Origin of the sequence: Stutzerimonas kunmingensis (assembly GCF_014764705.1) — a bacterium.
GTDB lineage: Bacteria > Pseudomonadota > Gammaproteobacteria > Pseudomonadales > Pseudomonadaceae > Stutzerimonas.
In genome coordinates this window covers 47,832-63,115 of sequence record NZ_JACXXG010000010.1, presented here as the reverse complement: position 1 = coordinate 63,115, position 15,284 = coordinate 47,832, and the positions used below count along the sequence as shown (strand labels likewise).

The window sequence follows — 15,284 nt, the reverse complement described above, 5'->3', positions numbered from 1 at the left end:
GCTGGCGTCCACCTGCCTTCAGCCTAACACCAGGCGTCGGCGAGTCTAGGAAACAGCCCGACCGACCGTCTAAAAGCTGGTGATTTTTTAGCCAGATTCGGCTGCAATCGCTACGCTTCGGTACGTGGCGCCATGCTGACGTGCATTCCCGAAAGACGCTATCGGCCGTACTGGCATAGAGCTATCATTGTTTCTTTTTTGCCTTGGAAAGTTGCGGCTCATGCAAACGTCGTACGTCGAGCGCAGCACCTCGCGCCTCTGGCCGGCCCGCCGATGACGAACGCCGGCATCACCACACCCCACTGGATCTTCACGCTCGGCAGCCTGCTGCTCGTGCTGCTGTTCGGTAGCCTGGCATTCAATGACTACCGCGCGCGCGATGCCGCCTGGCACCTGGAAATCGACACCCACGGCGAACTGCAGAGCCTGGCACTGCAGAGCGCGCAGCTCAATCAGCGGCGGCAGGCTGACATGGTCGCCACGGCGCTGGCCGGCAATGCCGAAGTGCTGCGCCAGGTACGCCAGATCGATACGGCGCTACGTGATGGCCGGGCCATGGACGATGCACGTATCGAGCTGGCACGTCAGCGTCTGCGCGCCGCGTTGAGCCCGGCCTGGAGCGCCATGCAACGCCACGGCGCGTTGCAGTTGCAGATCTTCTGGAGCGACGCTGGGGTCGCCCTGCTGCGCATGCAGCAACCGGAGCGCTTCGGTGACGCAATGGCGGCGCAGCGCCCGATGCTGCGCCGCGCGATGAGCGAAGGCAGCATGCAGTACGGCATGGAGGTCAATGCGCTCGGCGCCAGCAGTCGCGCCATCGTTCCTTTGCGTGCCACCGACAGCGAGTCCGGCGAGATCATCGGCGCCCTGGAAGTCGGCTACAACGTGCTGCCGGAATTGCCCGAGCTGGGCGATCAGCTGGCTGCCGGACTGGCGCTGGTGGTCAATCGCCAGGCACTGCAGGCGGCAGACGTGGAAGCCCCCAGCGGCGTGCAACTGCGCAGCGACGGCGGCTGGCTGCTGATCGAACATTCGGCGACACAGATTCTGCACTGGGCGCAGCAGAGCATGCTGCCCGAGCCGGAGAGCGGCCTGGCCTTGCGCCTGCTGAGTGCCGACGGCCGCACCTATATGCTCAATCAGATTCCCCTGCACAGCGACCGTCGGGCCCAGCCATCGGCGCCGCTGCTGGCAGCGGCGCTGGTCTGGCGCGACATCACCGCGATGCAGCAGGAGCACCAACAGGCCGAGCGCCGGCTGCTGATCAAATGGAGTCTGGCCTGGCTGATCGCCGAGGCGCTGCTGTTGACCCTGGCGGTACTGCTGCAACGGCGCATCGGCGCGCAGCTGCAGCATCAGTTCAGCCAGCAACAGCAGGGCCGACGCCGCCAGCGCCTGCTCGACCGCGCACAGAAGATCGCCAGCCTGCTGCCCGGTGTGGTTTTCCAGCTCAAGCGCTTCGCCAACGGCCGCTATGCCTTTCTCTATGCCAGCGAGGGCGCACGCGACCTCTACGGCATCGACCCGCAGCGGCTACTGGAAGATGCTTCCCAGGCCCTGGTGCACGTTCACCCGCAGGACCTGCCACGCCTGAAAGCCGCGCTGCTGCGTGTGGCAGCTGGGTCGACAACCGGCTCGGTGGAGTTCCGCATCCAGCATCCGCAACGCGGTCTGCTCTGGGCCGAGGGACGTGCCACCGCCGAGCGACGTCCTGACGGCACCGTGCTCTGGCACGGCTTCGTCACCGAGATCACCGAACTGATGGAAGCCACCCGCGCGCTGCAGAAGAGCGAGAGCCGTTACCGCGCCATGGTCGGCAACCTCCCGGGCGTGGTCTACCGCTGCCGCAACGACGGCCGCCGGCGCATGAGCTACCTGAGCGACGGCATCGAACGCCTGACCGGCTACCCGGCCAGCGATTTCGTCGGCGACCGCGTGCGCAGCTACGCCAGCCTGATCCACCCAGACGACCTCGAGCTGGCCCGGCAGCACGCCGAGCAGGACACCTTCGAGGGCATCTACCGACTCACCAATGCCGAAGGCCGCACCGTCTACGTGCGGGAAAAAGCCCGCGTCCTGCACGAGCGTGACGACCCGGTCGGCTGGTGCGACGGTTTCATCTGGGATGTCACCGACCAGGCGCTGGCCAAGGAAGAGATGCAGGAGCGCGAGCGCTACCTGAGCATGCTGATCGACAACGTGATCGACGCCATCATCATCATCGACGCCCGCGGCATCATCGAAACCTTCAACCATGCCGCCGAACAGATCTTCGGCTACAGCGCCGCGGAGGTCATCGGCCGCAACCTGTCGATGCTCATGCCCGAACCGGACCGCTCCGCCCACGACGGCTATCTGGAGACCTACGAAAGACGCGGCATTCCTCGCGCGCTGGAACAAAACCGCGAACTCACCGCCCTGCGCCGTACCGGCGAAACCTTCACCATCGAGTTGCGCGTGTCGCAGATCAACCATCACGGCGAGCGCCGATTCATCGGCCTGGTGCGCGACATCACCGAACGCAAGCGCATCGAGCGGATGAAGAGCGAACTGGTGTCCATCGTCAGCCACGAGCTGCGTACGCCACTGACCTCGATCTCCGGTGCCCTCGGCCTGATCGTCGGCGGTGCCTTGGGCGAACCCTCGCCAAACATGGGCCAGATGATCAGCATCGCCCACCAGAACAGTCTGCGCCTGGGGCGCCTGGTGGACGACCTGCTGGACATGGACAAGCTGGTCGCCGGCAAGATGACCCTCGACCTGCGCGCGCATGCGCTGCCGACGCAGCTGCAACAGGCAATCGCCGCCAATCAGGGCTACGCCAGCAAGCATGGCGTCACGCTGGAGCTGCTGCCCGCGCCGGACGTGCAGCTGATGGCAGACGACGACCGGTTGCAGCAGGTACTGGCCAATCTCATCTCCAATGCGGTCAAATTCTCGCCGCAGGGTGGCACCGTTACGCTCGGCAGCGAGCGACGCGATGACTGGGTGCGAATCTCGGTACGCGATCAGGGACCGGGCATCGCCCCTGAATTCCACACACGAATCTTCCAGAAATTCTCCCAGGCCGATTCCTCCGACAGCCGCCAGAAGGAAGGCACCGGCCTGGGCCTGGCCATCAGCAAGGAACTGATCGAACACATGCACGGCCGGATCGGTTTCGATTCCGAGCCTGGCGAAGGCGCCTGTTTCTGGTGCGAATTACCAGTCGCGCCGCTGGCGCAAGATCGATTCTGATGCTTCCGTTAAGCGGACGCGCACGCAAACGACCCCCGGAGGCACAATGGCCGAGCTAAGGCGCATCCTGCACGTTGAAGACGATCCGTCGATTCAGGCGGTGACCAAACTGGCCCTGGAGGCCGTTGGCGGATACGAGGTGCTGTCCTGCTCCTCTGGCGCACAGGCGCTGGAGGAAGTCGAAGCCTTCGCCCCCGACTTCATCCTGCTGGACGTGATGATGCCGGGCATGGACGGCCCGCAGACGCTGCTCAGATTGCGCGAGCGCATCGACCTGGAACGGATTCCGGTAACATTCATGACCGCCAAGGTGCAGCCGAGCGAGATCGAGCACCTGCGCAAGCTGGGCGCGCGCGACGTGATCGTCAAGCCGTTCGACCCGATGCAGCTGGCCGAGCAGATTCGCAGCATCTGGCTGAGTGGCCGATACTAGGCAGAACTGCTTAATCCCCCGGTCGTGAAACGCTGCCGACCGGACGCCCCCCACCGAACCAGCAAGGCGCGACGATGGAGTCACCGCAACAAAGCACGACGCCGATGCCATCCACCGCCCAGCCGCGCGAGCTGTCACGCCTGGCAGCGTTGCTGCGCTACGAAATCCTCGACACCCCCGAAGACAGCGCCTTCGATGACTTCACAGCGCTTGCCGCGCAGATGTGCGACACGCCGATCGCGCTGATCTCGCTGGTCGACGACCGCCGCCAGTGGTTCAAGAGCAGGGTCGGCCTCGACGTCAGCGAGACCTCGCGGGAGATCTCCTTCTGCACCTTCACCATCGCCGGCGACGAGATCTTCGAGGTACCGGATACGCTGCAGGACCCGCGTTTTAGCAACAACCCGCTGGTGCTCGGCGATCCGCATATCCGCTTCTATGCCGGCACGCCGCTGACCTCGCCGGATGGCTACAACCTCGGCACCCTGTGCGTGATCGACCGCCAGCCACGCCGCCTCAGCCCGGAGCAGCGCGAGACCCTGGAGCGCCTCGGGCGCCAGGTGATCCGCCTGTTCGAGCAGCATCTGCTGGCGCACCGCCATGCGGAGCAGGCGGCGTTGCAACAGGCGATCCTCGACAGCGCCTCCAGCGCCGTGCTGGTGACCCGCCCCGATGGCGTGGTCACCAGCGTCAACCCGACCGCCGAACGCCTGCTGGGCTACAGTGAACAGGCGCTGGTCGGCCATCCGCTGACCGCCGCGCTGTTCCGTCCGGAGGCGCTGCAGCGCCGGGCATTGCTGCTTTCCAGCGAATTGCAGATGCCGGTCGAGGCAGATTTCTCGGTGCTGAGCGCGCCGCTGCACCGCGGGCGGCGCGACATGTCCGAATGGCGCCTGCGCCACCAGAACGGCAACGAGGTGCCGGTGCTGCTGGGCGTGACTGCGATCCATGACGAGCAGGAGCACCAGCGCGGCTACCTGATCAACGCCTACGACCTGGCCTATCAGGAGCAGCTGCAACTGCGCCTGCAGCAGATCGCCGCGCAGGTCCCGGGCATGCTCTTCCAGTTCCACTGGCGCGCCGATGGGCCGGCGTGCTTTCCCTATGTCAGTGAAGGGGTCGAGCAGATCTACGGGCTCAGCCCGGCGCAGCTGGCCAGCAGCTTTGCGCCGATCGTCGGCCGGGTCCACGGCCCCGACCGCAGCGCCCTGTTGCTCAGCATCCGCCAGGCGGCTCGTGAACTCACGTCCTGGCACAGCGAGCACCGTGTCGAGCACCCGCACAAGGGGCTGATCTGGGTCGAGGCACGAGCCACGCCGCTGCAGCAGGCCGATGGCTCGGTGCTCTGGCACGGCTTCGTTACCGATATCACCGCGCGCAAGGCCGAGCAGCTGGAGCTGGACAAGCAGCAGGAAATGAACCGGCGCCTGCTTGAGGCGCTGAGCGAAGCGGTGATCGCCTGCGACGCCGAGGGCAATCTGACCCTCTTCAATGAGAAGGCCAAACAGTGGCATGGCGCCGATGTCGCCCCGTTATCGCCGAGCGAATGGGCCCGCCATTACCGGCTGTACCGCGCCGATGGCGTCACCCCGCTGGAACCCGAGGAGATTCCCCTGCGCCGCGCCCTCAATGGCGAGCACGTCATCGATCACGAGATGGTGCTGCTGAGCAATGGCGCACCGCGGCACGTACTGTCCAACGCCGACCCGCTGTACACCTCCGATGGCCAGCGCATGGGCGCGGTAGTCGTGCTGCACGACATCACCGAGCGCAAGCGCATCGAGCGTCTGCAGCGTGAGTTCATCTCCACCGTCAGCCATGAGCTGCGCACACCACTGACCTCCATCACCGGCGCCCTGGCGCTGATCTGCTCGAACGTCATGGGCGAAGTACCCGAGTCGATGCACGAGCTGCTGGAGATCACCCAGCAGAACAGCCTGCGCCTGAGCGCGCTGATCGACGACCTGCTGGACATGGACAAGCTGCACGCCGGCAAGATGCGCTTCGACATGCTCGAACAAGCGCTGCAGCCGCAGCTGGAGCTGGCCCTGCGCAGCAACGGCAGCTATGCCGAACGGCATGGCGTGCAACTGCAACTCGGCGCCTGCCCGCCGGTGAACGTGACGGTCGACGCCATGCGCCTGCAGCAGGTGCTGAGCAACCTGCTGTCCAACGCGGCGAAGTTTTCCCCGGCCGGTGAGCGGGTCGAGCTGTCGGCGCGGGTCAGTGACGGCCGGGTACGGGTCAGCGTCCGAGACCAGGGCCCGGGCATTTCCGACGAATTTCGTGCGCGGGTATTCCAGAAGTTCGCCCAGGCCGACTCGTCCGACAGCCGCCAGCAAGGCGGAACCGGACTGGGCCTGGCGATCAGCAAGGAGCTGATCGAGCACATGGGCGGGCAGATCGGCTTCGAATCCGGACCTGGCCAGGGCGCCTGCTTCTGGTTCGAACTACCCATACAAGGCCAGGCCAAGGAGAGCCCGTGATGAAACAGCTTAAGCGCATCCTGCACGTCGAAGACGTACCGTCCATCCAGGTGGTGACACGTATCGCCCTGGAAAAGCTCGGCGGCTTCGAAGTGCTCAGCTGTCAGTCCGGCCAGGCCGCGCTCGACCAGGTACAGGCCTTCGCCCCCGACCTGATCCTGCTCGATGTGATGCTGCCGCAGATGGACGGCATCGAGCTGGTTCGCCAACTGGCCGATCTGGTCGATTTGCAGCAGACGCCCGTGGTGTTTCTCACCGGCCACCTGCAGCCCGAACGGCTGCAGGAGCTGCGCCAGCTCGGCGTGCGCCAGGTGTTGGGCAAGCCCTTCGACCCGCTGCAACTTGCCACCCAGTTGCGGCAGATCTGGGAGGCCGAGCATGGATGATCGCACCCGCCTGGCGCTGCAGGCGCAACTGGCGCAGCTGGAACAGCAGTTCGGCGAGCGCCTGCAGGCCGACCTGACCGACCTCGCCACGCTCGCCCAGGATCTGCAGCAGACCCGTGCCACCGCCAGCCGCCGGCTAGTGATGCTGAGCATCCGCGAGCGCCTGCATCGGCTGGCCGGCGCCGCCGGTACCTTCGGCTTCGCCAAGCTCGGGGAGCGCGCCAGGCAGCTGGAGCAGCGGGCTGACCGCTGGCTGGATTCGGCCAAGCCGGGCAGCCGCGCCGCCGAGGCCTTCGCCCGCGCGGTGCTGCAGTTGGCCGGCGAAACCCCTGGCCAGGAACGCGACGGCGCGGCGGAACTGCCGGAGCACCACGAGGAGCCTGCACCCGGCTGTCGCATCTACCTGATGAAGGCCGATCCGGTCGCGGGCGCCAGCATGGCGGTGACCCTGCGCAACTTCGGTTATCTGGTCAGCCAGTGGCCCAACTTCGCCGCACTGCAAGCGGCCGTGGCCGATGAACTGCCCGACGCGCTGATCGTCAGCGTGCAGCAGGACAGCGATTTCGACGCGCTCGCTGCTCTGCAGCAAGGCCTCGAGCAGCCACTGCCGCTGCTGGTCATCCACGACCGGGCCGATTTCGCCAGCCAGCTGGCCGCGGTGCGTGCCGGCGCCCAGGGCTTCTTCGTCCGCCCGCTGGATATCACCCAGCTGGAGAACAGCCTGGAGCGCTGCCTCGATCGCCAGCAGGGCGAACCCTTCCGCGTGCTGATCGTCGATGACGACGCCGAGTTGGCAGCACGCTACAGCCTGGTGCTGCGCAATGCGCAGATGCAGGTGCAGATACTCACCGAACCTACCCGCGTACTGGAGACCATGCGCAGCTTCAACCCCGAGGTACTGCTGCTGGACGTCAACATGCCGGACTGCTCGGGGCCAGAGCTGGCGCAGATGATCCGCCTGCATGACGAATGGCTGCGGGTGACCATCATCTACCTTTCCGCCGAGACCGATACCCACCGGCAGATGGCGGCGCTGCTCAAGGCCGGCGACGATTTCATCACCAAGCCGATCAGCGATACCGCGCTGGTGGCCGCGGTGTATTCCCACGCCCAGCGTGCGCGCTCGCTGAGTACGGCGCTGGCCCGCGACAGCCTGACCGGCCTGCTCAAGCACGCCGATATCAAGGAACAGCTGGCGCTGGAAGTGCAGCGCACCACCCGCACCGGCAAACCCGCCAGCGTGGTGATGCTCGACCTCGATCATTTCAAGCAGATCAACGACACCTACGGGCACGCCGCCGGCGACAATGTGATCCGCGCCCTGGCCAACCTGCTGCGCCAGCGCCTGCGGCGTATCGACAGCCTCGGCCGCTATGGCGGCGAGGAGTTCGTCGCCGTATTGCCCGAATGCTCGGCCCTGCAGGCGCGGCGCATCTTCGACGAAATCCGCGTGCGCTTCGCCGCGCTGAGCTTCAATGCCGGCGACCAGGAGTTCTGCGTGACCTTCAGCGCCGGCATTTGCGAAACCGACGGTCACAGCCCCGCTGGCCTGCTGCTCGAGCGTGCCGACCAGGCGCTGTATGTGGCCAAGCACAATGGCCGCAACCAGGTGCAGATCTCCCAGCGCTGAGCGCCCGGCCCTTTCGGCGGCGAACCGCAGTGGTCCGGGCAGGTCTGACTATACTGAATTCATCCCGGTGACCACGCGGTAGCGAGGCAACTGGGGATTCTGTGCAGTCGTCCCCGTCGGAAGGAGTCCGGTTTGCCCGCAAGACTCGCGATCGGTTGGCACTCAATCGCCTTTCTCGCTGCGTTTCTGTTGCTCGTCGCGCTTGGCTGGCAAGGCAAGCGCACGCAGGAAGCGCTGTTGCAGACCAATCGCTCGGTCAGCCACAGCCTGGAAATCATCACCTCGGTCCAGGCTATCTTTTCTTCGTTACAGGACATCGAAACCGGTTCGCGCGGTTTCATCCTCACCGGCGACCCCACCTATCTCGAACCCTACGAACGTGGCCTCAGACAGCTGGAAGGCAACCGACGCAGCCTGCAGCGCCAGGTCGAAGGACGTGATTATCCCGACCGACGCTGGTTCCGGACCCTCGATGCGACCATCGCCGACCGCCTCGAAGTAGCCGCCGGCAACATGCAAACCCGCCGCGAGGCCGGGCTGCAGGCTGCCGTGGAGCGTCTGCGCGAGGCCGGCGGGCACCTGCTGATGGACCGCCTGCGCGCACTGCTCAACGCCGTCGAGCAGCACGAGCGCAGCCACCTGGCCGCCGCCAGCGCAGCCGTGGCACGCACCACCGAGCGCGCGCAGCAACTGGCACTGATCGGCACGCTGGTGGTGATCGGGCTGTTTCTGGCGGCCTTCTGGGCCTTGCAGCGGAATCTGCAGATTCGCCAGCAGCTCGCCCGCAGCGCTCAGGCCGGCGAAGCACGCCTCGGGGCGCTGTTGCAGGCCATCCCGGACCATCTCTACGCGGTCGATGAGCAGCAGCAGGTGTCGAGCATTTCGCGAGGCACCCCGCGCCGCGCACCGCCGCCGGAAGCGATCGAACCCTTGCTCATCGAGCTGCTCAATCAGACCGACGAGGGCGCACTGCGCCAGAAGACCTGGTGCGAGCTGCAGACCCAGCGCACATTCGAGGTTCGTCTGACGCCCACCGGGCTGGGCGATCATCTGGCCATCGCGCGCGACGTCAGCGAACTGCAGCGCAACCGCGACAGCCTGCACGACCAGCAGGTCTTTCTCCGCCGCGTGGTCGACACCGACGAGAACCTGATCTTTGTTCGCGACGCCCAGGGCCGTTTCCTGCTCTGCAATTCGGCGCTCGCGGCCCTGCTGGACGTGCGCCCGCAGGACATCGAGCAGCGCCGCCCCGACGAGGTGCCGTCTGCCGTGCGGCTGCAACCGCTGCTGCTGGGTGACGAAGAGCTGGCCGAACTGGCGGGAGGCAGCGGCGATCTGCGCAGCACCGAGGTCGCGCTGACCGATGCCCATGGCGCGGAGCACTGGTTCCAGGTGGTCAAGCGCCCGCTGCGGATCTCGACACGTACCTGTCATGTGGTCACGGTGGCGGTGGACATCTCCCTGCGCCGACGCATGGAGCAGATGAAGACCGAATTCATCTCCACCGTCAGCCACGAGCTGCGCACGCCGCTGACCGCCATCCGCGGCGCCCTCGGTATGCTGATCGGAGGCATTGCCGGACATATCGGCGACGACGCCCGCCCGCTGCTGGATATCGCTCACAAGAACAGCGAACGCCTGGTGCGCCTGATCAACGACATCCTCGACATCGAAAAACTCGAAGCCGGACGCCTGGCCTTCAACTTCGGCCACCATGACGTGCGCGCGCTGGTGCAGCAGGCGCTGTCGGATATCCAGCCGTACGCCCGCGACTACGACGTCAATCTCACGCTGGTGGGCGCCGATGAGTCGCTGTCGAGCGAAGCCATGGTCGACCCCGACCGCTTCGCCCAGGTGATGGCCAACCTGCTGTCCAACGCGATCAAGCATTCCCCCGCCGGCGGCAGCGTGACGGTCGATCTACGTCACCATGACAACGTGCTGGAACTCGGCGTACAGGATCAGGGGCCGGGGATTCCCGAGGCTTTCCGTGGGCGCATCTTCGAGCGCTTCGCCCAGGCCGATTCCTCCGACGCCCGCCAGCGCGGCGGCACCGGGCTGGGCCTGGCAATCACCCGCTCGCTGGTGCAGCAGATGCACGGGCAGATCGGCTTCGATTCCCAGGAAGGTCACGGCTCGCGCTTCTGGCTGCAGCTGCCGCTGGAGGTGCGATCCGCGACGCCGCTGCAGCGACCCACTACGCCGCCGGCCAGAGCAGCCCAGCCTGACAATGCTGCGTTGATCCTCATCCTCGAGCCGGACACCCATGCGGCCGAGCAGCTGGCCGCGGCGCTGCAGCAGCATGGCTACGCGACCTTGATCAGCGGCACCGCAGCCGAGGCACGCCGACTGTTGCAGCAGTTCGACATTGAGGCACTGACCCTCAGCCCGGCGCTGGATGACGAAAACAGCGCGGCCTTCCTGCAGAGCCTGCGCAGCCAGCACAACTACCGCAACCTGCCGGTGCTGATCGTCAGCCTGCAGCCGCAGCGCCGCGATGACGACGACGGCACGCTGCGCGGCGGCGCGGTGGGCGTGATCGACTGGCTGCACAAACCGATCGACCCCTCGCGGGTCATGGACGTGATCCGCGCCTGTCTGCAGCTCGGCGGGCACAAACCGCGCATCCTGCACGTCGAGGACGACGACGACCTGCGGGTGCTGCTGGCCAGGCAGATCGCCGCGCTCGATGTCGATCTTTCCGGCGCCGCGACGCTGCACGACGCGCGCGAGCTGATCGCGGCACAGACCTTCGACCTGGCGATCATCGACCTGATGCTGCCGGACGGCCAGGGCACCGAGCTGTTCGACCAGCTGGCGCAGAGCGTCCCACCGCCGCCGGTGATCATCTTTTCCGCGCTCGACACCCCGATTCAGGACGACCGCCTGGCGCTGCGCCAACTGGTGAAATCCCGTCACGACGGCGATGAGCTGGCCAGGCTGATCCAGCACCTGCTGCAACACTGGCCGCCGGGGCACACACACGAAACCGACGAGGCTCACCCATGAGCGAATCCGCCAGCAAACGCATTCTCATGGTGGAAGACGAAGAAGACATCGCCTTTCTCATCCGCTACATGCTCGAACGTCACGGCTTCGTGGTCGACCACGCCGCCGATGGCCGGCAGGCACTGGAGTACTTCGCCCAGAGCGAGCCGCCGGACCTGACGCTGATGGACATCATGCTGCCCTACCATGATGGCCTCGAGCTGATCGAACGGCTGCGGGCGCAGCCCGGCTGGGACAGCGTGCCGGTGCTGATGCTGACGGCCAAGGCCCGTGAAGTGGACATCGTCCGAGCGCTGGAACTCGGCGCCGACGACTACGTGACCAAGCCGTTCCAGCCGGAAGAACTGCTGGCGCGCATCCGCCGTCTGCTGAGGGGCCGCCGATGAAGCGAGCGGTAATGCTGCTTGCCCTGGCGCTGCCTTGCGGTGCGGCGCTGGCGGACGTCACCACCGCCGAGCGGCAGGTCCAGGCGCAACAACTGGACGCGGCCGAAGCAACACTTCGGGCGCATCTGGCCGGGCAGCCGGACGACACCGCGGCGCAGTTCCTGCTCGCCCGCGTATTGAGCTGGCAAGGCCACCCTGAACAGGCGCTGCCGATCTATCGCCGCCTGCTGCAGCATCAGCCGGACAACGCCGACTATCTGCTCGGCGAGGGCCAGGCGCTACTCTGGGCCGGTCATCCGCAACGTGCGCTGCAATCGCTCGAGCGCGCCGCCCAGCTCGCCCCGGACTATGCCGAGGTGCAGCAGGTGATCCAGCAGGCCCGTGCTGCGCTGACCGTGCCCAGCACCGCAGCGGCGCCCGTGCCGGTCGTCGACGCCGCGACCAGGCGACGCCACGAACTGGAAATCTCTGCTCGCCAGGACTGGCTCGACAGCGGCTTTGACAACTGGCGCAGCCAGCGCCTGGACTACGCCTCGATGAAGCCGGAGAGTCTCGGCTGGTATGGCGCGCTGACACGCGAGCAACGCTTCGGCGAGTGGGACGAAGGCGTCGAAGCCGGCGCCGTCATTGCGCTGGACGAGAACTGGACCCTGCAACCGGAGGTCGGCTACCAGCCGTCACCCTATTTCCTTCCCGATTGGCATGCCGATCTGCGCCTGCAGCGGCGGCTACCGGACGGCTACCTCGGCGCTGTCAGTGTCCGCCGCACCGAGTACGAGACGACCCGGGTCGACCGCCTGGCGCTGAGCGCCGAGCGCTACTGGAATGCCTGGCGCGCCGGCTACACGCTGAACGTCACCGATGTCGCCAATGCCGGCACGCCAATCGGCCATGATGTGGCGTTGGACTACTACTACCAGGGCCTGAGCTACGCCGGCCTGCGCCTGACCGTGGGCGAGGAAGAAGCGGTGGAGGAACAGCAGCTGATCACCAGCGACGTGCGCGCCATCAGCCTGCAGGGTCGCCACTGGTTCGACAGCCGCTGGGCGCTGAGCTGGGAAATCGGCCATCACCAGCAGGGCAGCTACTACGACCGTCAATGGCTGCAGCTCGGCCTGCGTCATGCTTTCTGAATGGCTGGCGCGCTGCCCCCGCTGGCTGTGCGAAGCACCGGCGAACGCCTGGGCGCAGCTCTGGCCGGAAGACCGCATGCTGCAGCTGGCTCTGTACTGCGCTTTCGGCCTCGGCGCACTGACGGTGCTGGTGCTGCTGCAGGTGCTGCTGCTCGGTGAGGTATCACGCCGGCGCACCGTACGCCGGCAGCAGTTCAACGAACAGTGGCGGCCCTTCTTCGCCCTCTGCAGCTTGAGCGACGAACTCCCGCCCAGCCATGCGCCATTGCCACGGCGGCGACAGCTGTGGTTCCTGCTGCAGTGGAACCGCACCCAGCTGCAGTTGCGCGGGGCCGCACGCGAGCGCATGAACCGCGCGCTGATCGCTCTGGGCATCGACCGCCAGGCCTTGATCCTGCTGCGCGGGAGAGTGCGCAGCAAGCTGATCGGCCTGACGTGCCTGCGGCATCTGGCTGACCCGGCGCACTGGCAGGCGGTGCAACCGCTACTGCTGAGCCGCAACTCCATCGTCGCCCTCTCCGCCGCCCAGACCCTGGTGGCGATGGATGCCAGCAAAGCCATGGCGCTGATCCTGCCGGCGGCGGTGAATCGCCCCGACTGGGCACTGCCGCGGCTGATCAGTCTCTGCCAGCAGGCTGGCGAACAGGCCGTGACCACGCCGCTGCTGATCGTGCTGTCCTCCTCGGAGGATCCGCGTCGCGAGCGTCTGGTTCCCCTGCTCGTGCAGGGCGATCCCCGCCACGCCGCGCCTTGGGCCCGTGCCCGGCTGGACGAAGGCGCACCGGCAGAATATCTGCAGGTAGCGCTGCGCTGCCTGTGCGAACTCGGCGACCCGCGCGACCGCCACCGCCTGCTACGCGCCCTGCAGCACGATCAGGACACCGTGCGTCTGGCGGCGCTGCAGGCATTGCACAAACAGGCACGCCGCGAAGACAGCGAACTGTTCCTGCCGCTGCTATCGGACAGCAGCTGGTGGGTGCGCCAGGCGGCGGCCGACAGCCTGGCGACACTGCCCGGCGCATCCACCGAAGCGCTGCAGCAGCTGCTCGAGCAGGTGCACGACCGCTACGGCAGGGATGCCCTGCGCCGGGCCATGGCGGAGGTGCGCCGGTGACGGTCGACTGGCTGTGGTGGCTGCAGGTCGCCTTCATTCTCTACTTCCTGCTGCTCAACGGCATGTACCTGCTGCTAAACCTGCTGTCGATGGCAAGCCTGATGGGCTACATCCGCCAGCGCGCGGAAACCGGCGAGCTGGCGCCCTATCTCGGCGTCGAACCGCCGGTGTCGGTGCTCATGCCGGCCTTCAACGAGGAGGCAACGATCCGCACCTCGGTGCGCTCGATGCTGCAGCTACAGTACCCCGAGTTCGAGATCGTGGTGATCAACGACGGTTCGAAGGACAACACCCTCGCCGTGCTGATCGAGGAATTCGACCTGGTGCCGCACCCCGAGCCGCTGCGCCAGGCCGTGGCCCACCAACCGGTGCAGGCCATCTATCGTTCGCGGCGCTACGCCAATCTGCGGGTGGTGGACAAGGCCAACGGCGGCAAGGCCGATGCGTTGAATGCCGGTATCAATGCCGCGCGCTACGGCCTGTTCTGCGGTGTCGACGCCGACTCGATCCTGCAGCGCGACAGCCTGCTGCGCGTGGTGCAGCCCTTCCTCGAGGACGAACGCACCATCGCCGCCGGCGGCACCGTGCGCATCGCCAATGGCTCGCAGGTGCGCGGCGGCTTTCTTATCCAAGCCGGATTGCCACGCAACTGGCTGGCGCGCTTCCAGATCGTCGAATACCTGCGTGCGTTTCTCTTCGGCCGTCTCGGCTGGTCGCCGCTCAACGCCGTGCTGATCATCTCCGGCGCCTTTGGCCTGTTCGACCGCGAACGGGTGATGGCGGTCGGCGGCTATCGCACCGATACCGTCGGCGAGGACATGGAGCTGGTGGTGCGGCTGCACCGTTATCACCGCGAGAAGCGCATCCCCTACCGCATCCGCTACCTGCCCGATCCGATCTGCTGGACCGAATGCCCGGAAGACCTCGGCACCCTGGGCCGCCAGCGCAGCCGCTGGCAACGCGGCCTGGCCGAAAGCCTGAGTCGGCATGCCCGGCTGGCCTTCAGCCTGCGTGGCGGCACGCCGGGCTGGCTGGCCTGGCCGTTCATGGCGCTGTTCGAATGGATCGGCCCGCTGATCGAGCTGGTCGGCTACGGCTTCATGCTCGCCGGCTTCGCCTTCGGTGCGGTGTCCTACGCGGCGCTGGCGGCCTTCCTGCTGGTGGCGATCGGCATGGGCATCCTGCTGTCGGTCAACGGCCTGCTGCTGGAAACCATGTCGTTCCGCGTCTACAGCCGCCGACGCGACATGCTGCAGCTGTTTCTGATGGCCGTGCTGGAGAACTTCGGCTACCGCCAGCTGAACACCGTCTGGCGCTGCCGCGGGCTCTGGCAATGGTTCTCGCGACGCAAGCACCACTGGGGCGCAATGCGTCGCAGCGGGCAGTGGGGGCAAAGCTAGCTGAACGCTCAAAAACCGTAGGGTGGATCACGCTTCATCGATCCACCATGGCCGTGCAACAAGGTGGATG

The 15,284-nt window shown here is 66.5% G+C and carries 10 protein-coding genes; all 10 read left to right on the top strand.

Going from position 1 to position 15,284, the window contains the following annotated elements:
• Positions 1 to 273: 273 nt before the first annotated feature.
• The 10 genes from IEG05_RS10335 to IEG05_RS10290 all read left to right on the top strand — a co-directional run bounded on the left by IEG05_RS10335 (position 274) and on the right by IEG05_RS10290 (position 15,214).
• A complete protein-coding gene (locus IEG05_RS10335; protein ID WP_046618204.1) occupies positions 274 to 3,237 on the top strand; it encodes a PAS domain S-box protein in 2,964 nt (987 codons plus the stop codon).
• A 46-nt stretch (positions 3,238 to 3,283) separates the two neighbouring features.
• Positions 3,284 to 3,670 (top strand): response regulator, encoded by a 387-nt coding sequence (locus IEG05_RS10330; RefSeq protein WP_014822179.1) that lies wholly within the window; start codon positions 3,284 to 3,286, stop codon positions 3,668 to 3,670.
• A 74-nt stretch (positions 3,671 to 3,744) separates the two neighbouring features.
• Positions 3,745 to 6,156 (top strand): PAS domain S-box protein, encoded by a 2,412-nt coding sequence (locus IEG05_RS10325; RefSeq protein WP_046618205.1) that lies wholly within the window; start codon positions 3,745 to 3,747, stop codon positions 6,154 to 6,156.
• Complete coding sequence (locus IEG05_RS10320; RefSeq protein WP_014822181.1) at positions 6,156 to 6,542, top strand: response regulator; 387 nt, start codon at positions 6,156 to 6,158, stop codon at positions 6,540 to 6,542. Before IEG05_RS10325 ends, IEG05_RS10320 begins: the two co-directional genes overlap by 1 nt.
• The gene (locus IEG05_RS10315; RefSeq protein WP_046618206.1) at positions 6,535 to 8,172 is read left to right on the top strand and encodes a diguanylate cyclase; all 1,638 of its coding nucleotides are present in this window, start codon (positions 6,535 to 6,537) and stop codon (positions 8,170 to 8,172) included. The genes IEG05_RS10320 and IEG05_RS10315 overlap by 8 nt, the downstream gene beginning before the upstream one ends.
• Positions 8,173 to 8,304: 132 nt before the next feature.
• Positions 8,305 to 11,181: a CHASE3 domain-containing protein gene (locus tag IEG05_RS10310; RefSeq protein WP_046618207.1), complete on the top strand. Its 2,877-nt coding sequence runs from the start codon at positions 8,305 to 8,307 to the stop codon at positions 11,179 to 11,181.
• A complete protein-coding gene (locus tag IEG05_RS10305; RefSeq protein WP_014822184.1) occupies positions 11,178 to 11,567 on the top strand; it encodes a response regulator transcription factor in 390 nt (129 codons plus the stop codon). The genes IEG05_RS10310 and IEG05_RS10305 overlap by 4 nt, the downstream gene beginning before the upstream one ends.
• Positions 11,564 to 12,700: a YaiO family outer membrane beta-barrel protein gene (locus IEG05_RS10300; protein WP_191121999.1), complete on the top strand. Its 1,137-nt coding sequence runs from the start codon at positions 11,564 to 11,566 to the stop codon at positions 12,698 to 12,700. The genes IEG05_RS10305 and IEG05_RS10300 overlap by 4 nt, the downstream gene beginning before the upstream one ends.
• Positions 12,690 to 13,814, top strand: a complete 1,125-nt coding sequence (locus tag IEG05_RS10295) for a HEAT repeat domain-containing protein (protein ID WP_191121998.1) — start codon at positions 12,690 to 12,692, stop codon at positions 13,812 to 13,814. Before IEG05_RS10300 ends, IEG05_RS10295 begins: the two co-directional genes overlap by 11 nt.
• Positions 13,811 to 15,214: a glycosyltransferase family 2 protein gene (locus tag IEG05_RS10290; RefSeq protein WP_046618211.1), complete on the top strand. Its 1,404-nt coding sequence runs from the start codon at positions 13,811 to 13,813 to the stop codon at positions 15,212 to 15,214. Before IEG05_RS10295 ends, IEG05_RS10290 begins: the two co-directional genes overlap by 4 nt.
• Positions 15,215 to 15,284 lie beyond the last annotated feature (70 nt).